The organism is Sulfuricurvum sp. (assembly GCF_049587615.1).
GTDB lineage: Bacteria > Campylobacterota > Campylobacteria > Campylobacterales > Sulfurimonadaceae > Sulfuricurvum.
Genome location: NZ_JBAVEF010000013.1, coordinates 121277 through 145270 on the forward strand (window position 1 = coordinate 121277; position 23994 = coordinate 145270).

Here is a 23994-nt window from a genome sequence, read left to right on the forward strand (position 1 = left end):
GTTTCTCCTTTCCAGACATAACAACTTCAAGCGGGGTGGAGTGACTCCGATTAAGGCCTAAACCCCCTACTGTCTTCAGTCCATAAGATAAAGACAAAGCATTGCTTCGTCAGTTAATACACATTAACGAATATCTAAAAGTTCTTGTATTTCAAATTTAATTGCCGGGCTCATAGTCAACGAAAGAGCGGCATTTTTAATATAGCGCCCTTTTGCAGTTGAAGGTTTTGCACGGTTGATAGCACCGACAAATGCTTTGATGTTTTCAGCAATTTTGTCCGTGTCGAAACTTACTTTACCGATACCGGCATGGATGTTTCCTTTTTTGTCAACACGGAAATTAACTTGTCCGCCTTTAACGTTGCTAACCGCTTTTGCGATGTCAGCTGTAACGGTTCCTGTTTTAGGATTCGGCATCATACCTTTTGGCCCGAGGATACGTCCTACTTGACCAACAAGTCCCATACAATCCGGTGCAGCAACAACGATATCGAAGTTGATGTTACCTGCTTTGATTTGCTCAACCAAATCTTCAGCACCAACAATGTCAGCACCTGCATTTTTTGCTTCGTCAACTTTGGCACCTTTAGCAAATACCGCAACGCGAACCACTTTTCCTGTACCGTGAGGAAGCACAACAGCACCACGGATCATTTGGTCAGCGTGACGAGGGTCAACACCAAGGTTCAAAGCAATTTCAACAGTTTCGTCGAATTTCGCAGATTTAAGCTCTTTAACAAATTCAGCAGCATCTGCTACTGAATAGCTTTTTGCCATATCAATTTTTTCACTAAGTTGTTTATAGCGTTTTCCAGCCATTTGAATTCTCCAATATTAGAATCTGCCGCAGGGTTTAACCTCTTTGCGGTCGAAGAGCAACATAAAATCATCTCTTATTGAAAGAGAAGAATTTAGTCGATAATATCAACACCCATTGAACGTGCAGAACCGGCGATAGTAGCGGCAGCTGCATCGATATCATCTGTGTTCATATCTTGAATTTTTTGCTTAACGATTTCCATCAATTGAGCTTTAGTGATTTTACCCACTTTATTTTTCATCGGATTATCAGTCCCTTTTTTAAGACCAGCTGCTTTCATGATAAGAGCAGATGCCGGAGGCTGTTTTGTGATGAATGAAAACGTTTTGTCCGCATATACAGTAATAACAACAGGGAGTTTGAAACCTGCCTTATCTTTTGTACGCTCGTTGAACGCCTTACAAAATTCCATGATGTTAACACCACGTTGACCGAGTGCAGGTCCAACCGGAGGGGCTGGGTTAGCTGCACCAGCTTGTACTTGCAACTTGATGTAGCCCGTAATTTTCTTTGCCATTTGTGCTTCCTTTTTTTGAGATTAAATTATTTTTTCGACTTGGGTGTACGAAATATCAACCGGAGTACTACGTCCGAAGATAGAGACATTGAGTTTCAATGTACCGTGTTCGAGGTCATACTCATCCACTGTTCCGGTGAAATTCGCAAATGGACCGTCTACGATACGAACCATCTCTCCGTTGTCGAAGAAAACTTTCGGTTTTGGAGCTGAACGGTTCGTTACACGATCCAAGATAACCGCGATGTCATTATCGCTTAGTGGAGTCGGCTTATTCGATTCACCGATAAAACCTGCTACACGTGGGAGCGATTGTATACGGTGCTGTAAATCAATGGTGAGATCCATATTGGCAAATACATACCCTGAATACAATGAACGCTCAGTGATTTTCTTTTTACCGTTTTTTACTTCGATAACATCTTCTGTCGGGACAACTACTTCCGTAATGACATCCTGAAGATTGTTTTCGGCAATGATGTTTTCAATAGCGGCTTTAACACTACGCTCACTACCGGCATAGGTTTGAATCGAATACCAACGATGTGCCATGTTTTTTCCTTAACTCAAAATTGCCGAAACGGTTGAAGACATAATAAAATCGACTAATGCTAAAAACAACACGACGAATGTAACAACCGCAATAACGGCAATGAATGCTTGTTTTACTTGCGGTTTTGTCGGGAAAATAACTTTTGCAAGTTCCATTTTCGCATTATGAATCGTTTGACTTAATGTATTTTTCATCTTATTGTATCCTCAGGACATTTCCAACGAATAAAGCTCGTAAGCATCATTAGTAGAAAATGGGTGGCAGGCCAGGAGGGATTCGAACCCCCAACAATCGGATTTGGAATCCGGCGCTCTACCATTGGAACTACTGACCTAGAAAAACCCTCCGAAGAGGGAACCGTTAGTTAAAGTTTTGCTTCTTTGTGAACGGTGTGTTCACGGCAAAATTTACAAAATTTACGCACTGAAAATTTTTCAGTATGAGTTTTTTTGTTTTTAGTGGTGTGATAGTTACGTCGCGTACACTTCTCACACGCTAAATGGATATTTTCACGCATGTTTTACCTTATGATTCCAACCCGAAGGTTGGGGGAAATTATGCAAGGATTTTAGAAACAACCCCAGCGCCGACAGTACGTCCACCTTCACGGATAGCGAAGCGAGTACCCTCTTCCATCGCGATCGGATGGATCAATTCAGCAACAATTTTAACGTTGTCGCCTGGCATAACCATTTCAGTACCTTCTTGCAAAGTGATCGCACCAGTTACGTCTGTTGTACGAACGTAGAATTGTGGGCGGTAACCATTGAAGAATGGAGTATGACGCCCACCCTCTTCTTTGCTTAGTACGTAAATCTCTGCCTCAAATTTTGTGTGAGGAGTGATTGATTTTGGTTTACAAAGAACTTGTCCGCGCTCAACATCCTCTTTCTTTGTACCACGGAGAAGAAGACCACAGTTGTCACCCGCTTCACCCATTTCCATTTCTTTACGGAACATCTCAACACCTGTTACGGTAGTTGTTTGTGTATCACGAATACCTACGATTTCGATTGTTTCACCGATTTTGATTGTACCGCGCTCGATACGACCAGTAACAACAGTTCCACGACCAGAGATAGAGAAAACGTCCTCTACCGGCATCAAGAAATCTTTATCTGTTTCACGGATTGGTTGAGGGATATAACGATCCACTTCCGCCATCAATTTTTGGATTTTTGCTGACCACTCACCAAGAGTACCAGTTTTTGCTTCTTCAAGAGCTTTAAGAGCAGAACCAGCTACGATTGGAGTATCGTCACCCGGGAAATCATAAGTATCAAGAAGTTCGCGGATTTCCATCTCAACGAGTTCAAGAAGTTCTTCATCATCAACCATATCTTCTTTGTTCATGAAAACAACGATGTATGGAACACCGACTTGCTTAGAAAGAAGGATGTGCTCACGTGTTTGTGGCATTGGGCCGTCCGCTGCAGATACAACAAGGATAGCTCCGTCCATTTGTGCAGCACCGGTGATCATGTTTTTAACATAGTCGGCGTGTCCAGGACAGTCAACGTGTGCATAGTGACGGTTGTCTGTTTCGTACTCAACGTGTGAAGTAGCGATCGTAATACCACGCTCACGCTCTTCAGGAGCGTTGTCGATTTGATCGTAATCCATCATTGCAGCACCGTTTGTTACTGCAAGAACAGCTGTAATAGCTGCTGTCAATGTAGTTTTACCGTGGTCAACGTGACCGATTGTACCGATGTTACAGTGTGGTTTATTACGCGTAAACTTTTCTTTTGCCATAGTGTCCTCCGACGATGTGTGTAAATGAATTTGGAATTATACCAAAAAACAGCTGAAATAGCTTTCAAGCTTTCAAAAATATTACAATATTATTACTGGAGCTCACGAGCGGATTTGAACCGCCGACCTCTTCCTTACCAAGGAAGTGCTCTACCCCTGAGCCACGTGAGCATAAAACAATGATAAATATGTATTTTGGAAGCTTAAAAACTATTTTACGGTCTTAAGGTAATGATGAAGTAAATATTGCGAATTGTACTTCAGCTCCCAGTGGAGCGGGAAACGAGACTCGAACTCGCGACATTCAGCTTGGAAGGCTGACGCTCTAGCCAACTGAGCTATTCCCGCAGATGGTGGTGAGAGAAGGATTCGAACCTTCGAAGATAAAAATCAGCAGATTTACAGTCTGCCCTCGTTGGCCACTTGAGTATCTCACCACGGCCATAATCTGGTCTAACACTGATAAATGTAATGCGTTTCCGATTTCATTCAATGGTGCCGGCACGAGGATTTGAACCCCGGGCCTATTGATTACAAATCAATTGCTCTAGCCAACTGAGCTATGCCGGCATTGGTGAAATGGAGCCGAAATTATATACACTCTTTTAAAAAATGTCAAGCCTATTTGAAAGAAAATCAAACAATCGTATAAACGATCTCTTTTTTCTTTTTTGTTTCTGCAATTTCATGCAGTATAAGCCCCTCAATATTGAGCGCCAATAATTCCTGAATCGACGCTATACTATGCTGTGCCGCTTCACGCAATACGATCCCACGATACGCTTTTGCCCAATGACTTACCACTTTTCCCTCTTTTAAAAACTTCAATGTCGTTGGTTTTGTTTTTGGCATATAAAACTTATCATAAAAGCCGGCACGTAGATCTAAAATCTCTTGATCACCAATCATCTCGTCCAATACGGCGGTAAAGCATTCTTTGTAGTGTTTATCAGGAACAAAGGAACCAATAGATGATCCTTGTTTGAGTTTGTAATCGGGGATACAATCACCTGCACGAAGCGGACCGAATAAATTGGAAAAAATGATGACATCTCTATCTATATACTCTTGTACTTTTGTGGAGAGCTGCGTGTATCCTAGATAATCATACGCTACCCCATCATAGCGTTCGATAGCTTTCATTGTTGGAACTGATGAAAATCCCTGTTTATAGCGTATGTACTCTTTAGGATCTTTAATCCCAAAAAGTTCAAAGAGTTCTTCGTCACTCCCCCCATGCACCACTTTCTCATACTGTGCAATAACTTCAAGACGCTTAGAAAAAAGGTCAGGAAAAATCAAACTCTCCCTATTAAGGGGAAGACATTTTCCCCCTTCACGTTTTCCTTCGCTCGGAGCAAATAAAATAATCATCGGTTAGTAATACCCGGCGATAATTGCATAGCTGAGGAAAAACATCATATGTGATGCCCCCTCAAAATAGTTGGTTTCCCCTTCGTCGGTCGTTTTCCAGACCAAAAGGATCGTCAGCAGCAATGCACCGATTTGAAGCGGATTAAAATCAAGGGTAAGATTGATCCCTGAAAAATAGGCAAGCATCATCAAAATCGGAACGGTTAAGATAATCGATACCGTCGATGCGCCCATAGCAATGTTGACAACCCTCTGAATCTGGTCGTTTCGCGCGGCACGCACCGCCGTAAAGATCTCTGGGCTAACACTGATAATCGCAATGACCAAACCGGCCAGCCCAGCAGAAATTCCGTACTCTTTGGCGATGTGAACCCCTTCTCCCGCAAATATCTCTGCTCCAAAAGCAATAATGGCAATAAAAAAGAATATCGCAAAGAAATTCACAGCGGTACTGAGATGTTCAAAAATATAATCACTCGACTCACTCTCATCAATCTCTCCCTCTTCTTCTTGAAGCTTACGCTTTAGACGGAAAAAGCGGCTGCGTGCGGTTGCTTTGAAAAAGTGGGTGTGGGTACGGGTTTGAAAAATAAAAATAATGATGTAGAAAAGGAGCAATACCCCTGCAATTAAATGGCTTACATGCGTTAATGCGGCACTGCCGTGTTCGGTGTGGCTCAATAAACCCGGTACCAACAGAGCACTGGAAGCAACAAACAAAACGGTGCTGTAGGCGCTTGAAGTCTCTTTATTATGCTGCTGCTGCGTATACGCCAACCCCCCTAAAAAGACGGCAAGTCCGAGTAATACGTTTAAATCGACAATAACCGCAGAAATGATCCCCCCCTTGACAGTTTCCAATACCTCCGGCGAATGTTTTACTTCGAGCAAAATCACATACAATAATATAATTTCAACGGCAACGGCACTGAAGGTGAGGACAAAGCTGCCATACGGTTCTTGAAGGCGTTCGGAGAGAATATCGGCCACTTCGGCAACGGTCAGAGAAAGAGCGGCAATCCCTATTGCAGAAAAAAGTGTAGCCATCATAGATTCATGCTGAGCATGAAAGATAAAAGCAAGTGCGATGGCTACGATACCAACAAAAATATCCCAGTAATCTTCAATAAAATAGCGTATCCGCCTGTCCAAGTCGTTATCCTTTAGATAAAGTAATTAAAGAGAATCTTACCACAATTAAAAAGTGGGATTAAATCCACCCTTTTCGTTTAAAGATGTACACAGGTAAAATTGATGATATTATCATCATTCCCACAGACAATAGATACCCGAATTTCCAATGCAATTCCGGTAAAATATCAAAATTCATCCCATAAATACTTGCGATCAAGGTTGGCGGGAGAAAAACAACATTGACAATGGTAAACATCTTAATGACCTTATTCTGCTCAATACTCAAAACACCGACAAATATATTTTGGAGATAATCAAGCCGTTCAAAATTAAAGTCAGTATAGTCAATCAACGATTTGATATCTTTCAGCATAACCGTAACATCATGTTTCAGTGCGTGTTTATATTTGCTCGATTTTAAAAATGCGCTCAGAATCCTTTGCTTATCATTTAGATTTTCCCGTATTTGCATATTCAAATCTTCTAAGGAAGAGATACGTCCGAGTATCTCTTCGTCCTCATTCGAATAATCGGTCAAAACATGTTTTCGGACGCGGGTAATATCTTTAGCAAGCTTTTCAATAATATCGGCATCAGCATCAATCCGTATATCTAAAATTTGACAAAAAATATCATAACCGGTATCAAACTGCTTTGGAGTAGCAAAAAACTTTCGATTGAACTCATCAAAGGTATATAAATTAGTATACCGAATTGAAATCAGCATATCGTTATGTAAAATAAAAGAGACCGTTTCATTGTGGGAACTATCAAGCTTTGTAACTAGAAAATAACTGTTGATTTCAATTCGATCATTCTCTTCCCAATAGCGCGAACTGATTTCGATCTCTTCCGTTTCTTGTTTAGTAGGGAATTTGATAGTAAATGTATTTTCAATAAAAGTAATCTCGTCATACGTCGGCATCAACATATCAATCCAAATGACTTTATCGATCACCTCTCCATCAAGTTCTGACATGGTATCAATGAACGCGATTGCATTTTCATTACGGACATAACATTTAATCATTGGGGTGTCCTTTTCTAAATCGCTCTTTGTAGGAGCATTTTTGACATAACTCTTCTGTGCAAATCCCTTTGGCAAAGCCTTCAGTTATTACCGTTGAGCGCTTCGATGTCAGAATTTTACCCAAATTTGTCTCTCTCAGGTTACCCAGTTCCATAATCCCCTCTGAGTCCAAGCAACACGGCACTACGCGGCCATCTGACAAAATCCCGATTTGTTTACTCAACCCCTGACAATAGCCATCACCAACAATCGCATTATCCAGATTCGGCCATTCAAAATAGCGATCAAAATGGAGCAGTATTTTGGAAGCCAATCGAATCGATTGGCGCTCTCCGCTAATCAAAGAGGCAATCATCCCCTCAGCCAAATCAAAATGGCTCTCCAAAAGTTCAAACAATCGTTCATTAAAAGCACTCTCACTTCTCTCATCATCCAAATTCCAAAGTCTCAAATTGATAAAGAAATCGCTGTTTGTGGACAGTTTCTCATCGCACAGCTCTAAAATAGGCTCCATATAGCTTTCAAAGGTTCTTGAAACACTGTTTTTATTGAAACTGTTGAGAGAGATATTGATCTGCCGAAGAGAAGGGTGAAAAAGGGGTTTACGACGGATGGAATCGAGATAAAATCCGCTGGTGGTAATCATTACTTTTAATCCAAAGTGATGTGCAATATCAAGATACTCTCCCACATTACTCAACACCATTGGATCACCCATCACATGGAGTGCAATTTCATCCGTATAAGGGGATAACTCTTCGACTACTTTTTTAAAAAATGGGAGTTCCATCGTTGTGGACGGTTTTGTTTTCGGAGGGCAAAAACTGCATGAGAGTCCGCAAACATTGGTTATTTCAACATAAGCACGACTGAATTTCATTATAATCCTTTTATGCAAACCTTAGAACTACTCAACCAAACCCTAAACACAAATGATGCAGTCATGCTCTATTTCAGCACACCTAGCTGTAACGTCTGTCATGCCCTAAAACCCAAACTGACCGAAGCCGTGATGGACAACTTCCCCTCTTTTGTCATTGAGAGTATCGATATCTCTGAGACTCCTGAAATCGGATCCCATTTTAGTGTTTTTACGATTCCTACAGTACTTATCTTTTTTCAGGGACGGGAATTTTTGCGGAAAAGCCGGCACATGAGCGTCGGTGAAGTGGTCGAAGATATCCGCCGCCCCTATAACCTTATGGTAGAAAACTGACAATCCCCGCCGTTACGGCAACGTTCAACGATTCAACCCCGCGATGCATCGGAATACTGACGCTGTGGGTAGAAGCACGCATCACCGCATCACTGACCCCTTCGGATTCATTACCTAACACAAAAATAGCGCGAGGCGGAATTTTCAGTGTATGAATATCTTCTTTGGCATGTGAGGAGAGGGTAATAATTGCCGTATCTCTCAACCCCAATATTTCAGATAAATCTTCACAATAATAGATCGGTATTTTAAACAGTGTCCCCGCAGACGCTTTCATCACCAAAGGAGAGAGCTTTGTGCTGTTGCGGCGAGGCAGTACAATCCCGTCGATCCGGCTGGCGGCAGCGGAGCGGACAATCATCCCTAAATTTTGCGGATTGTTAATCCCATCAAGAGCCAAAAGGCGAAATGATGAGGGTAGATCCGTTTCGATATTGGTAGCGCTTCGATAATTGCGTGATACCACATCAATAGCAACCCCTTGATCTTGGGAACTGTTTTTAGAAATTCTGGAAAGTGACTCTTTGGTGTGGTATTTGATCTCCACTCCGCGCATCTCGGCTAGCGCCAAAATCTCTTCTATCGTCTCGTCGCTTCGGTTGCTTTTGGAAAGGTGGAGCTTATGGATCTGCACCGCATCGTCACGGAGCACTTCAACGGCGACATTGCGGCCATAAAGGGTAATCAGCGAATCAAAGAAACGTTTCTTCTCTAAATATTCAGGGGAATCTTGCATCTATTTCCTTTGACGCGAAAAGAATATATCCCTTTCGCTACGCTAGCCTCTTGGGCTACTAAAGCTTGCCTCTACGAGGCAGAAGTTAAATTTTAGCTGTGATGGCTTCTGCAGTAAATCCGAATTTTTCGAACAACTTATCGGCCGGTGCGCTCGCCCCGAATCCGTCCATCGCGACTACCGTATCGGCAAAACGGTACCACTCCAATCCCCGTGCCGCTTCGATGGCGATTTTTTTCGTGAGAGGGTTAATGATAGAGTCAATATAACTTTGAGGTTCTTCCAATAAAAGGTCGAAACACGGAACGCTCACAACGTTTGCCGCAATGCCGCGCGATGCGAGAAGCTCCGCAGACTCAATCGCAAGAGCAACTTCTGAACCGGATGCCATCAAGGTCACGGTCGCATCTTTACGTTCTACCAATAGGTATCCGCCGTTTTCAACATCTCCACGAACCGCTTTAGGGAGCAACGGAAGATTTTGGCGTGAACAGACAAATGCTGATGGTGAGTGCTTCATCGAAAGGGCTTTTTGCCAAGATTTAACATTTTCAACACCATCCGCCGGACGATAGACATAAAAATTCGGCAATGCTCTAAATTGGCTCAAATGCTCAATCGGCTGATGGGTAGGGCCGTCTTCACCGACACCGATACTATCATGCGTCCAAATGAAAAAGTGTTGAATACCGCTCAAAGCCGCAATACGAGCGGATGGTTTAAGATAATCGCTGAAAACAAAGAAGGTTGCACTAAACGGCATAATCGGACCGTATAGCGCCATCGCATTAGTGATTGAGGCCATCGCATGCTCACGAATACCGAAATGGATATTTTTACCCTTAGGGAAATCACCCATATTTGCAAGTTCCGTTTTATTAGAGGGTCCGAGGTCAGCCGATCCACCTAAGAATCCCGGAATTGCTTTGGCAATAGCGTTCAAAATAATTCCGTTGGTATTACGGGTCGCATCGGCTTTTTCGAAACTAGGCCATTGGATACGACTGAAATCAGGGTTCATTAACTGCTCATACGCTTCGTTTTGTTCGACCAACGGAAGCTCTTTAATACGGTGATTCCACTCACGCTCTGCCAAGTCCCCTTTTTCGATCGCACAGCGGAAACGCTCCAACACATCCGCATCGACGGCAAATGTCGCTTCAGGATCAAATCCTGCGTGCGCTTTAGCGGTTTTGATCACATCATGCCCAAGCGGTGCACCGTGTGCATGGTGCGACCCTTCCATTTTACCACCCCCTTTGGCGATAACGGTGTTAGCGATAATAAGAACCGGACGAGAAATCGTTTTCGCTTGGGTCAACGCACTGTCAATCTCATCAAAGTTGTGTCCGTCAATCTCCAAGACTGCCCAGTTTTGAGACTCGAAACGATCCCGCATATTTTCACTGAGACTAAGCTCGGTCGATCCCTCGATCGTAATACGGTTTGAATCGTAAATCAATACCAGATTATCCAGCCCCATATGACCTGCGATGGAACACGCCTCATAACTGATCCCCTCTTCCAAGTCGCCGTCACCGCACAGACAATAGACATTATGGTCGATCAATGCTGCGGTTTCCGAGTTGACTTTGTTTCCGACATAAGCGGATGCCATTGCAAAACCGACGGCATTGGCAATTCCCTGCCCCAAAGGCCCTGTCGTGATTTCAATCCCTGCCGTATGACCGTATTCGGGATGTCCCGGGGTTTTGGAATCGAGCTGACGGAAATTTTTAAGATCCTCAATCTCCAGCCCATACCCCCACAGATAGTAGAGCGAATAAATCAACCCTGTACCGTGCCCGCCGGAAAATACCAGTCGGTCACGATTAAGCCATTTCGGGTTTTTCGGGTTATGATTGAGATGCTCTGAAAGGACAACAGCAATGTCCGCCAGCCCCATCGGTGCGCCAGGATGACCCGAATTAGCCTGCTGAACCATATCTGCCGCTAAAAAGCGGATCGTATCTGCCATTTTTTGGCGCATTGCATTACTCATCGTTTAATCCTTATGTCGGTTAATGTAGTGTTCAAGTGTTGGTGACAATTCACGTCGCAAATTCTCATCAAAACTTTCCATCCGCTTCGTTATTTTATCGGCCAAGAGATCGGATTCACCCATTGCTCTCTCAAATCCGAGCAAGGTTACAAAACTGTTTTTAGCTTCATCATTGTTGGTTGTTTTGCCCGCTTTGGCCTCATCGTGCGTGACATCCAAAATATCGTCTTGAATTTGAAACAGCAACCCTAAATCAATCCCAAAATCATACAATTCCTGGGCAATATCGTCACGACTGACAATGAATGCTCCCATCTGCAAAGATGCAGCAATCAATTTCCCTGTTTTATGGATATGAAGCATCTTGACTTGGTCAAGTTCCAACCGTTGATTTTCGAAATGACAATCAATTGCCTGTCCAAGGACCATCCCGTTGACTCCACCGTTATGGGAAAGGGAGCGAACCAGTTTCACGATCACACGATCGGAAAGCGGCGCGTTGGCGAGGACTTCAAATGCATATGTATTGAGCGCATCACCGGCTAAAATAGCGGTCACTTCATCGTATGTTTTATGAAGAGTGGGAATCCCCCGACGCAAAGAGGCGTTATCCATAGCAGGAAGGTCATCATGAATCAAAGAATACGTGTGAAGCAGCTCAACCGCTAAAGCGACATGATAAGCACTTTGGGTTAAGAGGGGATTATAAGCACGCACTACCCCTAACAGAAGTGCAGGACGAAACCTTTTTCCCCCGCCTAGTAGCATTTGGTGCAATGAATTTTCGTAATGGGGGTGAAAACTTTCAACAGCTGGAAGGTGTGCACCTAAAAACGCTTCAAACCGCTCCATTCATCTCCCACTATTTTTTAGTGAAATAGTACCATGACAGAGCTTATATCTTCTCGATTATATCGGTGATAGCATTCTCATCATCGAGCAAGACAACCGTAGGTTTGTAGTTTTCGAGTTCGGCATCATTATAGGTGGCATAAGCGACGATAATGATCTTATCGCCCTTATGTACTTTACGCGCTGCAGCACCGTTAAGACAGATATCACGCTGCCCTCTCTCACCGAGGATGATGTAGGTAGAAAATCGCTCACCGTTATTGATGTTGAGAATTTCCACTTTTTGGCCTACGCGCATTTTGGATGCTTCCAAAAGCTCCTCATCAACTGTGATCGACCCGACGTAATTAAGATTAGCGTCGGTAACCGTAGCACGGTGAATTTTACTGTAAAGCATTTCGATCAACATCGATTATCGCCCCATCTGCTTCATCATATCAGCAGGAGTGATCGGTGCATCCCACAGCTCGGAAGGGATAACATACTCTTGTACCACTTCACCGCCAATGATATGGCGATCAATGATTTCATTGATTTTCTCTTTGGTCAATCCCGCGTACATGACATGACCCGGCTCTACCAACATAATCGGCCCGGCATTACAGCGGTTCATACATGATGTACGAATCGGCTGCACCGTTGCAATCAACCCTTTTTGCATCAAAGTTTGCGCTAAATGTTGAAACAGATCCTGAGTCTGAGGATTGACACAGCTCGGTTTAGGCATGCCCGGAGGGGAACTTTGCTCACATTTGAAAATATAAAACGCCGGTTGAGGAATACCCATCAAAACGCTCCTTCTTAGGTCAGTGTACTAGAACACCGTAAAATAATTACGGCATTATAGCCAAAATAAAAGAGTGCATATTAAGCTCCACTAAGCAATCACAGCACTTAAGGGGAGCTTTAGCACAGATTAGAGAGCTGCCAGCAGCTCTTTTGCAACAACACGATCATCAAACGGTAGATACTGATCGTAAATGATTTGGGAGGTTTCATCCCCTTTTCCCAGTATCAATACCACTTCATCACCGCTTCGCTCTTTGAGTGCCTGAGCAATCGCATTTCGGCGATTCACATCAACGTAAACATTACTTTTATCCTCGATTCCGGCCAAAATATCTTCGATAATGGCATCGGGATCTTCAAAGCGGGGATTGTCACTGGTCACATAGAGCTTTTTAGCGTAAGCGCTCGCAACTCGCCCCATCAATGGACGCTTCGTCCGATCCCGATCTCCACCGGCACCGAAAACAACCAGTACCTCTTTTTCTTTTAGGGCATTAAGAACCTGCTCCATCCCATCCGGGGTATGGGCAAAATCAACAATGACGAGCGGTTCGGTACTGACAACTTCCATTCGTCCGCTAACTCCGCCAAAGTTTTCGGCCGCATCGGCAATTTTTTCTAAACTCTCGCCGCTCACCAAATGTACTGCGGCAATCGCCGCTGTAATATTGTAAAGGTTAAAAAATCCATGTAATGACGTTACAAACGGGACATGATCCTCAAAATATTTGAGGACTCCGCTTACCCCGTTGTTAAGCGAATAGGCGATAATTTTGTAGGTAGCAGGATTTTCGACACCATAGGTAAACGCATTTTTGAAACTAAATTCTGCTTTTGGTTCATCTTTATTGATCAGTTTTTTCGTCTCATCTTGGAAAAAAAGATTTTTAATGCGAATGTATTCTTCAATGCTTTCATGATAATCAAGGTGATCTTGGGTGATATTGGTCAAAATTTTTAGACCAAATATGATTCCTGCAATCCGTTCTTGCTCAATCGCATGGGAACTCACTTCCATAATGAAATATTCACATCCCTCAACTATCGCCTCCGCCATGTGACGGTAGGTATTGAGTACAGTAGGGGTGGTCAGCGTTTTTCCCTCAACCAGAGCATCATTCATAAAGAATCCGCGCGTTCCCTGCATCGCGGCTTTGTGTCCCAAATCGAGCATCAATGAGTAGATGGCACTTGCCGTCGTCGTTTTACCGTTCGTTCCAGTTATCCCGATCACACATATTCGGTTCAATCCAAAAAGGGTCCAGCACTCTGACGGGGTAATAATAGAGTGCGCACCGCGATCAATCGCATCCTCTTTATACTTCTCGTTTTGCTTTGTAAGCAAAAAAGCACATTCATTGCTACACTCGGCGGAATTTTCACTAATGTATCGGTAGGGCTGGCCCTCTATCTCAATTTTCAATACTTTTCCCTTTTGCTAAACGGCGTAATAAATTGCGCAGCTGCCGATCATTCGGATAAACACCCAGCGCACTCTCCAGATAGCTGAGCGCCATCTCTTTGTATCCATGATCGATCAGATTATCCAAAAAGTCAACAAAATCTTCTTTTTCTGTAATAATAACACGCGTTGAGAACATAATGTTTTCAAAGATTCGATTAAAATCGTTTTCATCTTTTACCAATTCTTTGAATTCAGTATACATAATACCGTCTTCGTAAGCCAAGCGCTGCTTCATGGTATCATCAAATAATCCTGCAAGTTGATCGAGTGTTCCATCCATTGTTTCTAAAATTTCAGAAATGACAGTGTCAGCTGTCTCAACATCTTCATTTCGAAGTATTGTGTAATAATCGAACAGTGCTTCTCCGGCACTCTCTCCGCCCATAGCCATATCAGATAAAATAGCCCCGTTATAGGCCTCTTTTGAATCCGGATGATCTTTGAGCGCCAACGAGTAATTGCGCAATGCTTCACTGTATTGCCCTGCCACAAAATATTCACTCGCTTGTTTGAGGGTTTTAGATAGATTGATAGTTTTCATAGTCATCCCTCCTATGTTTACCTAATATCGGCTCAATTTTTCTTATTTATAATATGTCGATTTGATTTTCCATACCCTGCGGTACGTTAATGACAACCAATTCCGGGTGGATATCCATCCGTAACTGGCGTTCTACACCGTATTTTAATGTGTTGCCGCTGCTTGAGCACCCAATGCACGCACCTTGCAGTTGTACATATATCGTTCCATTCTTTACTGTCAGGAATGCTATATCACCGCCGTCTAATGCTAAACTTGGACGTATTTTATCAATGACGCTGCGAACCGGTTGCATCAATTCTTCATCGCTAAATGGAATCATGGTTATTGTACCTTCTAAAGCTCAAATATGGTGTTATAGTATAAGAAATGGGCTAAACATGCACTAATGCGAAAAGGATAGTTTTAGAGCGAAGCTCGATTTAAGGGGGTGATGGGTTATTGAACTCGTTAAACGAGTTCAATGTACGCCATCGGTGTAGCATCACCGCGGCGGATACGAGTTTTAACGATACGAGTATACCCGCCGTTGCGCTCATTGTATTTAGGTGCAACTTCATTAAGAAGTAATTTAGTCGCCTCTTTATTTTGCAATACAGCAAACACTGAACGGTGCGCATTTGCATCACCGGCACGTGCTGTTGTAATCAATTTTTCAGCAAATGAACGAAGTTCTTTTGCTTTCATCAACGTAGTTTCAATTTTACCGTGTTCAATCAACGCAATGCTAAGGTTAGTCAACAAAGCTTCACGATGTGCGCTCGTTCGACCTAGCTTGCGGTATCCGTGACGATGTCTCATGAGATACTTCCTATTATGGTTTAAAGCTTATTCAGCTTCGATTTTCTTTTTAATAGCGCTGATAAGATCATCAGCCAAATCTTGTCCAACAGAATAACCGTATTCAGTGATTTTTTCTAAAATCTCTTCAAACGATTTTTTCCCAAGATTTTTAACTTCTTTCAAATCATTTTGGCTCATCATAACGATTTCACCAATGTATTTGATGTTGGAGCGATCCAAACAGTTGAAACTGCGTGCACTAAGACCGAGATCTTCAATACGGGCACCCAAACGTTTAAGTTCAGGATGTTCGTCATTGCGTTCAGCTGCTGCAGGAGCTTTGATACTCACTTCACTGTTGAAGACCGCCATTTGAGCGTACATCACTTCCAATGCATTTTTAAATGCATCAACCGGTGAAATTTGCCCATCAGTAAGGATATTGATGACCACTTTTTCAAAATTTGGGTTATCTTCAACCAATACGTTCTCAATTGCGTATGTTGCACGGCGAACCGGTGTGAAATACGCATCAAGAGCGATATAACCCTCACCCAATACATCCCGTACATCTTCACTCGGCGCATAACCGATACCCTGATGAATTTTTACGGTGAAAGTTAACGTCGCATCTTCATTCAACGTTGCCAAAAATGCATTTGGCGTTACCACTTCGACATCGTCATTATCCAAATCTCTTCCATGAATTTCGCAAGGGCCTGCAAAACTGTAAGTGATTTCTTTCTCTTTAAGACCGTTTTTTAATTTGAAACGGATCCCTTTGAGGTTAATGATGAAATCCGAAATGTCTTCGAGCATACCGCGCACCGAGTCAAACTCATGCTTAGCACCCTCGATTTTGATACCGATCGGTGCGTATCCAACCGAGCTGCTTAGCAAAAAGCGGCGAAGTGGATGAGCGAGTGAAACCGCGAATCCGGTTTCAAACGGATAGGCGATGATATTCGCTTCGTTCGCGCTGATTTGCTCGACGACAAACTCTTTCGGAAGAAGCGGTGAAGTCTTAATTTTTTTCATGCTGAACGCCCTTTCTTTAATGATTATTTCGAGTAAAGCTCGACGATTAGACGTTCTTCAACAGGGATAACAACTTCTTCACGCTCTGGAAGACGTGTGAAAATACCGAACGCTTTCTCTTGATCGATGTCAACCCATGCCGCAAGACCGGTTTGGTTTGTCAATTCAATTGCGCGAACGATTTGGTTGTTCTTTTTGCTTTTCTCGTGAATTTCCACTTTTTGACCCGGTTTTACGCGGTATGATGGAATATCAACACGTTTGCCGTCAACCAATACGTGACCGTGGTTTACCAATTGGCGTGCAAAACGACGAGTCGTTGCAAAGCCCATACGGTAAACGACGTTATCTAGACGTTGCTCAAGAAGCATTACCAAGTTCGTACCGGTATTACCTGTACGACGTTTTGCTTCTCCGAACAATGAACGCATCTGTTTTTCGCTTAAACCGTACATAAATTTCGCTTTTTGTTTTTCGCGAAGCTGTGTACCGTATTCAGAAATTTTTGTACGGCGTTGACCGTGCTGTCCTGGTCCGTAAGGACGTTTGTCAAGGGCACTTTTACCTGCAAGACGACGCTCACCTTTTAGTCCAAGGCTTACACCGAATCTTCTTTCGATTTTTTCTACGGGTCCTCTATATCTTGCCATTGCTAAACTCCTTAGACTCGTCGGCGCTTAGGCGCACGACATCCATTGTGTGGTAGTGGAGTAACGTCTTTCATGAAAGAAACACGTAGACCTTCGATTGCACCAACACTTTTAACTGCTGTTTCACGTCCAGAACCTGGACCTTGAACTTTAATTCCCACTTCTTTAATTCCGTGGACCATTGCTTTTTCGAGCGCAGATTCTACTGCTTGTTGCGCAGCAAACGGAGTTGACTTTTTAGAACCTTTGAAACCAAGGGCACCAGCCGAACTCCATGCGATCATATTACCCATTTCATCTGTTACCGTTACAAGGGTATTGTTGAATGAAGCCAAGATATGTACGATACCTCGAGCAATATTCTTCTTTACGATTTTTTTACGGGTTGCTTTTCTTTTTGCCATACTCTAATCCCTTACTTTGTGGCTGAGCCGACGGTTTTCTTTTTACCTTTGCGTGTACGAGCATTGGTTTTGGTTTTTTGACCACGGCATGGGAGACCTTTACGGTGACGAAGACCACGGTAAGAACCAAGATCCATCAACGCTTTAATATCCATAGCGACTTGTTTACGAAGGTCACCTTCTACAGCGATACCGCTGCTTCGGATTTCTTTAGCGATTGTAGCCGCTTCATCTTCGCTGAGTTCGAATACACGCTTGTTGTAATCGAGTCCTGTAGCGTCCAAAATTTTGCGTGAAGTATGTAAACCGATACCATAGATATAAGTTAATGCATACTCCAAACGTTTTTTCTTAGGTAAGTCCACACCAGCAATACGTGCCATGCTTATCCTTGTCTCTGTTTATGTTTTGGGGTTTTGCAAATTACGCGAACGACCCCTTTGCGCTTGATGATTTTACAATCGTCGCACATTTTCTTCACTGAAGAACGTACTTTCATCGGTAGGCTCCGTTGATTTAAATCACTTGCTTTTCGTAGGTGAGATTGATCGCACCAATACTTGTAACTACGATTGAACGCAGTTAGAAACATTCAATTCTATTTGTCCGAAAGGGCAAAGTGGACGCGTATATTACAGTAAATAAGGTTAAATTTTTATTAAGGTATCAAATAGAGGAGTGATTCGCATTGTGGCTACACAATTCGAATCATAAATGGAGATTCTAAGACAGCATCCAATGCTTCGAGCTGAATCATGAGAGCATGGACTGAACGTTCTGTTGCCTCATGGGTTGCAAACAACAGATGGGCACACTCCGTTTCTGACGGCCGCTGAATAACGGCTTCGATCGAAATCGCCTCATCCGCAAAAATACTCGTAATCTGTGCCAAGATACCCGGTTTATCCAAAACACGGAGACGAAGATAATATTTCGATCGTATATCTTCACTGTTTTTGAGACGCAAACCCTCTTCAAGCGGGTGATTAAACCCAAGCATTGGAGAACGTTTCCCTGAACGGACAATGTCAATAATGTTGGCCACAACGGCACTGGCCGTCGCATTACCGCCCGCACCCGGACCGTAATAGAGGGTTTCACCGACACGGTCACCGACAACACTGATTCCGTTCATCACACCGTCAATTTTTGCGATCATCGCATCTTCTTTGACCAAAGCGGCATGAACCCGAAGCTCTACTTCGCCATCATCGCGTTTAGCGATCCCTAAAAGCTTGATCGTATATCCGAACTCTTTAGCAAATGCAATATCCGCAGGGGTTATCCCCTCGATCCCTTCAATCAAAATTTCTTCGGGCTTCGCATCAATACCGTATGCGATTGAGGCAAGGATTAGAAGCTTATGCGCCGCATCAAACCCGCCGATATCGAATGTAGGATCGGCCTCAGCATAGCCTAACGCTTGCGCTTCGGCTAATACCTCGGCAAAAGGGGTCCCTTCATTCATCATTTTCGTCAGCATGAAATTACACGTACCGTTCATAATTCCCATAATAGAGAGGATATGGTTCGCTGAAAGACCGTCGCGTAATGCGTTAATAATCGGGATTCCCCCCGCAACACTTGCTTCAAATTCAAAGGGAATCTCACCCGCAATATCCTGAAGTTCATAGCGGTGATACGCCAGAAGTGCTTTATTTGCCGTTACAACGGCTTTACCGTTTTGAAGGGCTTTTTTAACGATTTCAAAGGGAAGTTCTACCCCGCCCATCAGCTCTACGACAATATCAATTTCAGGATCATCGATAATATCATAAGGATTTTGCGAGAGCGTTATCGCAAGATCAGATGCTTTTTCGAGATTACGAACGACACCGCTTTTTACGATGATTTCATCCCCGGAACGGGCCGTAATAATGCTCTTATTCTCTTCTAAAATTTGGACAACGGCACGGCCTACCGTACCGACACCGATTACGCCGACACGTGTCACTCAGCACCCTTACAATTTAACGTACTCAAGAACTGTTTGATGTTCTTTGCCGCTTGACGGATACGTTTGTCATTTTCAATCAACGCGATACGGACGTACTCATCACCGTAATCTCCAAATCCGATCCCCGGTGCTACCGCAACGTTGGCTTCCACCAAAAGACGCTTTGAAAATTCCAAACTTCCCAAATGACGGGCACATTCAGGAATTTTAGCCCACACAAACATCGATGCCTGATTACGGCGAACCGGCCATCCGGCACGGTTAAATGCTTCGATCAAAACATCTTGGCGGTGGTCATATTTATCGGTAATCTCTTGTACACAGGTTTGATCGCCGTTAAGGGCTATCGTTGCCGCTACTTGAATCGGGGTAAACATCCCATAATCCAACCAGCTTTTGATTTTTTGCAATGCACCAATCAATTTCGCATTTCCAACGAAGAAACCGACGCGCCACCCTGCCATGTTATAACTTTTTGAGAGGGTAAAACTCTCAACCGCTACATCTTTTGCACCCGGAACCGAGAGGATCGAAGGGGTCTTGTACCCATCAAATGTCAAGTCACCATAGGCGATATCACTGATGATATAAAAACGTTCCCGTTTCGCCATTTCAACCACACGGGTATAAAATTCCGGTGTAACAGTAGCCGTCGTCGGATTGTGCGGAAAGTTTACAACAAGATATTTCGGTTTTGGAAACGAAACATGAAATGCATGTTCAAGTCGCTCAAAAAAGAGATCTTCATCGACTTTATAATCTTCATCAAACGGCAATTCCATTTTTTGAACGTTTCCGCCCGCCAGAATGAAACCGTATGAGTGAATCGGATACGTAGGGTCAGGAACAACGACAACATCGCCCGGGTTGGTAATCGCGTACGCCAAATGGGCATATCCCTCTTTTGAACCCATCGTTGCGACCGCTTCGGTTTCAGGATCGAGATCAACATCATAACGACGTTTGTACCAATCGCAAATCGCTTGGCGAAGTTTGGGGATCCCTTTGGATGCTGAGTACCCATGTGTTTTGGTTTTTTGTGCCGATTCGATCAGTTTTTCACGAATATGCTTAGGAGTGTCACCGTCGGGATTTCCCATACTGAAATCGATAACGTCTGCACCGGCACGTCTACGCGCCATTTTCAGCTCGTTAACTTCAGCAAATACGTATTTTGGGAGGCGCTTAATCCGGTCAAATTGGATTTCATCAAACATGGCTACAACCTGTGATTAAAAAATTGCGCCATTTTAGCATAAGAGGCTTAGTTTAACTATAATACTCAGGAGTTATCGTCCCGGACTCATCGATTCGATCCACATCCCCTCTTTAAGGACTTTCATCCCCTGTACATTGGAGATTTTAAGGTAATAAGCACCTTGTGGAAGTTCAAATTGCAATTCCTCTTTGGATTCCGACGAACGAAACGAAGAGAGTACATGCATCGAGCTGTCCAAAACGGCAAGATCCGGATACCATTTACCGGTATACGGGGGCTCGATATGGATAGTTTGCCCTTCCTCCACACGAAACCATTGCGCAGCGTTAGCACGTTTAAGTTCCAATCCCTCATCAACGCCTAATAAAGGAGTATTCCAAAAAGCATTTCGTGTGTCGACTATCAATGAAAGTCCATTTTTGTCTAGATGGGCACGTTCGATACGAATTCCCTGTTCTTTAAGATTTTCACCCAAAGCAGCGGGATTAAAAACTTTGTTTCCGATTGCCATGCCGTGGAGATCACCGGTACGGTTTTGAATCACAAGAGTCTCAATATCCAATTTATAACCTACCGCATTGAACGCATGCGTGAGTGTGCGCATACTGACAGCCGGCTCACCGGTAAAGGTAATCTGGGTAGTGATCGATGAGCCCCAAACGAGGAAGGGAAACCATAAAAGCAGTGCCAGCCGTTTCATCAACAACTGCTTACCAGTTTTTCCCGCCGTTGCGCTCGATAAACTCATCACGGCTAAGCTGTTTCAATGTACCGTTTTCATAGATAAATCGGATTGTCTCTTTCTCTTTGAGAACCGTTTTGTCAGTAGGTGATTGAATTTCAACCCTTCCGTGTCCTAAAAAGATTAACCAGTTTTTAGTCGTATCAATGATGATGGGATCGGCGGTAATATTCTGTACTCGTTCGCCGCTAGCCATATCAATCATCCCATACCAAACTTTATACGCCGGACGGATGGTAAGCTCTTTACCTGAGACTAAGGGTTTTGACACATTGGGCAGACTTTGATTTACGTCAAGATTCACTGCGGAGATCGTCATGTTTGTCTCGTTGCTTTCGGTCACATTCACATCACCCATCACAGCAGAAGCCTCAACCGCCGTCGTCGTCAGTTTCATCACCTCTTCACGAGGCTCGGCGGACATTTTATCCTGCAAAAAATATCCGCCTAGCATGAGAATAAGAATCAAAGCCATTCCAGCCATGACCCATTTGGGTTTCGAATTGGATGGTGACTGCAAAATAGCTGACTGCTTTTGGGGATAGGCACTCGAATGGTTTTGGCAAAATACGGTATATTCTTCTTTGATACCACTGAGATCAAGACCGTATTCACGCTCTAAAATTGACATATAACCCATGAATTGAACCCGCCCGATCTCTCCGTAAGATTTGGTCAAAACCAATTCTATTTTGTCACGGGAAATATGGGTTCTCTCATGAATTTTCTCTGTTCCCAGAGCCTGTAAATCTTCAAACGTGTCACACTGCTTCATCTCATTCTCTCCATCAAGATTGCGCCGGCAACACCGACATTCAAAGAATCAAAATCATGCGCCATCGGAATTGAGATACCGATATCGAGGCTTTTCTGAACTCTTCCACTGAGCCCCTCTCCCTCGTTGCCTAAAACCAAGGCCCGCTTAGGGGCAAAGGTCGCTTCACGTATATCCTGACCGTCCATAACGGCACCATATATCTGAAATCCTGATTGTTTCAGTTCATGCACTACATCATGAATATTGTGGACAACCACGAGAGGCATATCGAGGGCTGCCCCGCTGCTGGTGCGAATGACGGCTTCCAAATTCGGCTCTTTGATACCGCAAATGACAATCGCTTGGACCCCTAATGCATAAGCACTTCGGATCAATGAACCGATATTTCCCATATCGGTAATCGAGCTGAGAATCACGACAAAATCGCATTTTTTGAGAAACGGTGAGGCGTAAGGGACAATTTGTGAAATCTCAGCGATAAACCCCTGATGATTTCCTCCCTTCACCATCGACTGTGCCGCTTTTTCAGGGATCCGTTTGATCTCAAAACCCATTTTCATAAGGGCTGAATACTCTTTTTTATCGAGTTCCTTGGCCAAATAGAGAGTCTTGATACGATCTCTGTGTCGTTCTAGTGCGTAATAAACCGGTTGTTTTCCATAAATAAGCATGAAGTATTATATCCTATGATTGTAAGAGGCGTTGATAGCACTCTTATTAATGTTACACACTTTAGGAACAAAGTCCCTAAAGTGGCAGGGACAAATGTCCCTACAACCCCCTAAAGCTACCCGTATCGTGAGCGATACGGGAGAGGGAGAGTCCATGTTACAAATCCAAAAGGCGTTGATAGCACTCTTTGGGATTTTCGCCCGTAATTTTGGCGATCAGTTTGGAGGCGGCTTTTTTAGGGATATCGAGAGCGAGGATATCCTGCTCACTCAAAGATGAGCCTTTCGTCCCCGATGCTTCAATAACCACAACCCACTCCCCTCGAATCTCTTTTTCCATTTGAGGGATCAGTTCTGAAGCCGTACCGCGGTAAAAGTGTTGATATCGTTTCGTAATCTCTTTTGCCAAAAAGACCTGACGTTCAGGTACGGCGATGGAAAGCTCCGATAACAATTTATCCAATCGTTTAGGAGATTCATACAGTATCGTCGTGTATCCATTAAACAGCGCTTCTTGAAGTGCGGAAGAACGGTCGTTCCCTTTATGAGGCAAAAAACCGAAAAAAAGCATTTTTGTCTCCACAAATCCGCTGGCCACAAAAGCACTCAGTGCCGCGTTCGCACCCGGCAAAACATCATAGACAATCCCATGATCCTGACAATAACGGACCAACATCTGTCCCGGATCACTAATCCCCGGCATTCCGGCATCACTGACATACACCACGTTTTGATCAAAAAAATCGGGAGACAACGAGGCAATAAATTCGGCTTCATTATGCGAATGGAGGCTGATAAATTTAGGCTCAATAGTGGTTAGTTCGTAGCGCTCTTTAAGGAGATGAATGAGTTTTTTGGTAACGCGCGTATCTTCGCATAGCATAACGTGTGCGTTAGAGAGGACTTCAAGGGAACGTAGAGAGATATCGGCAATATTGCCAATGGGGGTTGGGACGAGAGATAACATA

31 protein-coding genes and 5 tRNA genes are annotated in these 23994 nt (G+C 43.6%); 1 reads left to right on the forward strand and 35 read right to left on the reverse strand.

Annotated features, from left to right (window positions below; all coding sequences use genetic code 11):
• Positions 1-123: 123 nt before the first annotated feature.
• From rplA to WB308_RS01890, 15 genes are all read right to left on the reverse strand, one after another.
• Entirely contained in the window at positions 124-819 is a 696-nt protein-coding gene (gene rplA, locus WB308_RS01820) for a 50S ribosomal protein L1 (RefSeq protein WP_424188413.1), read from the reverse strand.
• Positions 820-911: 92 nt separating this feature from the next.
• Positions 912-1337, reverse strand: a complete 426-nt coding sequence (gene rplK / locus WB308_RS01825) for a 50S ribosomal protein L11 (RefSeq protein ID WP_424188415.1) — start codon at positions 1335-1337, stop codon at positions 912-914.
• Positions 1338-1358: 21 nt separating this feature from the next.
• Positions 1359-1889, reverse strand: a complete 531-nt coding sequence (gene nusG, locus WB308_RS01830; RefSeq protein ID WP_424188417.1) for a transcription termination/antitermination protein NusG — start codon at positions 1887-1889, stop codon at positions 1359-1361.
• Between the two features lie 9 nt (positions 1890-1898).
• Positions 1899-2084 (reverse strand): preprotein translocase subunit SecE, encoded by a 186-nt coding sequence (gene secE, locus WB308_RS01835; RefSeq protein WP_013461133.1) that lies wholly within the window; start codon positions 2082-2084, stop codon positions 1899-1901.
• Between the two features lie 64 nt (positions 2085-2148).
• Positions 2149-2224: transfer RNA gene (locus WB308_RS01840), tRNA-Trp, on the reverse strand.
• Positions 2225-2254: 30 nt separating this feature from the next.
• The gene (rpmG, locus tag WB308_RS01845) at positions 2255-2407 is read right to left on the reverse strand and encodes a 50S ribosomal protein L33 (protein WP_013461134.1); all 153 of its coding nucleotides are present in this window, start codon (positions 2405-2407) and stop codon (positions 2255-2257) included.
• A gap of 38 nt (positions 2408-2445) precedes the next feature.
• A complete protein-coding gene (gene tuf / locus WB308_RS01850) occupies positions 2446-3645 on the reverse strand; it encodes an elongation factor Tu (protein ID WP_424188420.1) in 1200 nt (399 codons plus the stop codon).
• A gap of 96 nt (positions 3646-3741) precedes the next feature.
• Positions 3742-3816: transfer RNA gene (locus tag WB308_RS01855), tRNA-Thr, on the reverse strand.
• Between the two features lie 100 nt (positions 3817-3916).
• Positions 3917-3993 (reverse strand) — tRNA-Gly (locus tag WB308_RS01860).
• A gap of 3 nt (positions 3994-3996) precedes the next feature.
• A tRNA-Tyr gene (locus tag WB308_RS01865) sits at positions 3997-4082 on the reverse strand.
• 56 nt (positions 4083-4138) lie between these two features.
• Positions 4139-4215 (reverse strand) — tRNA-Thr (locus WB308_RS01870).
• A gap of 66 nt (positions 4216-4281) precedes the next feature.
• Positions 4282-5019 carry a YaaA family protein gene (locus tag WB308_RS01875; protein ID WP_424188422.1) on the reverse strand — a complete coding sequence of 246 codons (738 nt, stop codon included), beginning with the start codon at positions 5017-5019 and terminating at the stop codon, positions 4282-4284.
• A 3-nt stretch (positions 5020-5022) separates the two neighbouring features.
• Complete coding sequence (locus WB308_RS01880) at positions 5023-6171, reverse strand: calcium:proton antiporter (protein ID WP_424188424.1); 1149 nt, start codon at positions 6169-6171, stop codon at positions 5023-5025.
• A gap of 58 nt (positions 6172-6229) precedes the next feature.
• Complete coding sequence (gene corA / locus WB308_RS01885) at positions 6230-7183, reverse strand: magnesium/cobalt transporter CorA (RefSeq protein WP_424188426.1); 954 nt, start codon at positions 7181-7183, stop codon at positions 6230-6232.
• The gene (locus WB308_RS01890; RefSeq protein ID WP_424188428.1) at positions 7176-8063 is read right to left on the reverse strand and encodes a radical SAM/SPASM domain-containing protein; all 888 of its coding nucleotides are present in this window, start codon (positions 8061-8063) and stop codon (positions 7176-7178) included. Before WB308_RS01890 ends, corA begins: the two co-directional genes overlap by 8 nt.
• A 12-nt stretch (positions 8064-8075) precedes the next feature.
• Here WB308_RS01890 and WB308_RS01895 point away from each other — a divergent pair, with 12 nt between their 5' ends.
• Positions 8076-8399 carry a thioredoxin family protein gene (locus WB308_RS01895; protein ID WP_424188430.1) on the forward strand — a complete coding sequence of 108 codons (324 nt, stop codon included), beginning with the start codon at positions 8076-8078 and terminating at the stop codon, positions 8397-8399.
• Here the strand turns inward: WB308_RS01895 and WB308_RS01900 are convergent.
• The 20 genes from WB308_RS01900 to rsmI all read right to left on the reverse strand — a co-directional run bounded on the left by WB308_RS01900 (position 8383) and on the right by rsmI (position 23993).
• The gene (locus WB308_RS01900; RefSeq protein ID WP_424188432.1) at positions 8383-9135 is read right to left on the reverse strand and encodes a TrmH family RNA methyltransferase; all 753 of its coding nucleotides are present in this window, start codon (positions 9133-9135) and stop codon (positions 8383-8385) included. The two genes, WB308_RS01895 and WB308_RS01900, sit on opposite strands and share 17 nt — an antisense overlap.
• A gap of 85 nt (positions 9136-9220) precedes the next feature.
• Entirely contained in the window at positions 9221-11137 is a 1917-nt protein-coding gene (gene tkt, locus WB308_RS01905; protein WP_424188434.1) for a transketolase, read from the reverse strand.
• Between the two features lie 3 nt (positions 11138-11140).
• The gene (locus tag WB308_RS01910) at positions 11141-11989 is read right to left on the reverse strand and encodes a polyprenyl synthetase family protein (protein ID WP_424188436.1); all 849 of its coding nucleotides are present in this window, start codon (positions 11987-11989) and stop codon (positions 11141-11143) included.
• A 43-nt stretch (positions 11990-12032) separates the two neighbouring features.
• A complete protein-coding gene (gene panD / locus WB308_RS01915) occupies positions 12033-12398 on the reverse strand; it encodes an aspartate 1-decarboxylase (RefSeq protein WP_424188438.1) in 366 nt (121 codons plus the stop codon).
• 3 nt (positions 12399-12401) lie between these two features.
• The gene (locus WB308_RS01920; protein ID WP_424188439.1) at positions 12402-12776 is read right to left on the reverse strand and encodes a (2Fe-2S) ferredoxin domain-containing protein; all 375 of its coding nucleotides are present in this window, start codon (positions 12774-12776) and stop codon (positions 12402-12404) included.
• A 129-nt stretch (positions 12777-12905) separates the two neighbouring features.
• Complete coding sequence (locus WB308_RS01925) at positions 12906-14201, reverse strand: UDP-N-acetylmuramoyl-L-alanyl-D-glutamate--2,6-diaminopimelate ligase (protein ID WP_424188440.1); 1296 nt, start codon at positions 14199-14201, stop codon at positions 12906-12908.
• The gene (locus tag WB308_RS01930; RefSeq protein WP_424188442.1) at positions 14191-14784 is read right to left on the reverse strand and encodes a hypothetical protein; all 594 of its coding nucleotides are present in this window, start codon (positions 14782-14784) and stop codon (positions 14191-14193) included. Before WB308_RS01930 ends, WB308_RS01925 begins: the two co-directional genes overlap by 11 nt.
• A 46-nt stretch (positions 14785-14830) precedes the next feature.
• Positions 14831-15106, reverse strand: coding sequence for a NifU family protein (locus WB308_RS01935; RefSeq protein WP_424188444.1), 276 nt, complete (start codon positions 15104-15106; stop codon positions 14831-14833).
• A gap of 128 nt (positions 15107-15234) precedes the next feature.
• A complete protein-coding gene (rplQ, locus tag WB308_RS01940; RefSeq protein ID WP_424188446.1) occupies positions 15235-15585 on the reverse strand; it encodes a 50S ribosomal protein L17 in 351 nt (116 codons plus the stop codon).
• Positions 15586-15612: 27 nt separating this feature from the next.
• Positions 15613-16605 (reverse strand): DNA-directed RNA polymerase subunit alpha, encoded by a 993-nt coding sequence (locus tag WB308_RS01945; RefSeq protein WP_424188448.1) that lies wholly within the window; start codon positions 16603-16605, stop codon positions 15613-15615.
• 23 nt (positions 16606-16628) lie between these two features.
• The gene (gene rpsD, locus WB308_RS01950) at positions 16629-17255 is read right to left on the reverse strand and encodes a 30S ribosomal protein S4 (protein ID WP_299930628.1); all 627 of its coding nucleotides are present in this window, start codon (positions 17253-17255) and stop codon (positions 16629-16631) included.
• Between the two features lie 11 nt (positions 17256-17266).
• Positions 17267-17659: a 30S ribosomal protein S11 gene (rpsK, locus tag WB308_RS01955; RefSeq protein ID WP_015654589.1), complete on the reverse strand. Its 393-nt coding sequence runs from the start codon at positions 17657-17659 to the stop codon at positions 17267-17269.
• A gap of 11 nt (positions 17660-17670) precedes the next feature.
• Entirely contained in the window at positions 17671-18042 is a 372-nt protein-coding gene (gene rpsM, locus WB308_RS01960) for a 30S ribosomal protein S13 (RefSeq protein WP_013461153.1), read from the reverse strand.
• Positions 18043-18044: 2 nt separating this feature from the next.
• Positions 18045-18158 (reverse strand): 50S ribosomal protein L36, encoded by a 114-nt coding sequence (gene rpmJ, locus WB308_RS01965; RefSeq protein ID WP_015654591.1) that lies wholly within the window; start codon positions 18156-18158, stop codon positions 18045-18047.
• Between the two features lie 195 nt (positions 18159-18353).
• Positions 18354-19613 (reverse strand): homoserine dehydrogenase, encoded by a 1260-nt coding sequence (locus WB308_RS01970; RefSeq protein ID WP_424188452.1) that lies wholly within the window; start codon positions 19611-19613, stop codon positions 18354-18356.
• Positions 19610-20833, reverse strand: coding sequence for an LL-diaminopimelate aminotransferase (locus tag WB308_RS01975; RefSeq protein WP_424188454.1), 1224 nt, complete (start codon positions 20831-20833; stop codon positions 19610-19612). The genes WB308_RS01970 and WB308_RS01975 overlap by 4 nt, the downstream gene beginning before the upstream one ends.
• A gap of 72 nt (positions 20834-20905) precedes the next feature.
• Positions 20906-21583, reverse strand: coding sequence for a hypothetical protein (locus WB308_RS01980; RefSeq protein ID WP_424188456.1), 678 nt, complete (start codon positions 21581-21583; stop codon positions 20906-20908).
• On the reverse strand, positions 21546-22352 hold the full coding sequence (locus WB308_RS01985; protein ID WP_424188458.1) for a hypothetical protein: 807 nt from the start codon (positions 22350-22352) through the stop codon (positions 21546-21548). The genes WB308_RS01980 and WB308_RS01985 overlap by 38 nt, the downstream gene beginning before the upstream one ends.
• Complete coding sequence (gene rlmB / locus WB308_RS01990; RefSeq protein ID WP_424188460.1) at positions 22349-23026, reverse strand: 23S rRNA (guanosine(2251)-2'-O)-methyltransferase RlmB; 678 nt, start codon at positions 23024-23026, stop codon at positions 22349-22351. Before rlmB ends, WB308_RS01985 begins: the two co-directional genes overlap by 4 nt.
• 157 nt (positions 23027-23183) lie before the next feature.
• Positions 23184-23993 carry a 16S rRNA (cytidine(1402)-2'-O)-methyltransferase gene (rsmI, locus tag WB308_RS01995; protein WP_424188462.1) on the reverse strand — a complete coding sequence of 270 codons (810 nt, stop codon included), beginning with the start codon at positions 23991-23993 and terminating at the stop codon, positions 23184-23186.
• Between the last annotated feature and the right edge of the window lies 1 nt (position 23994).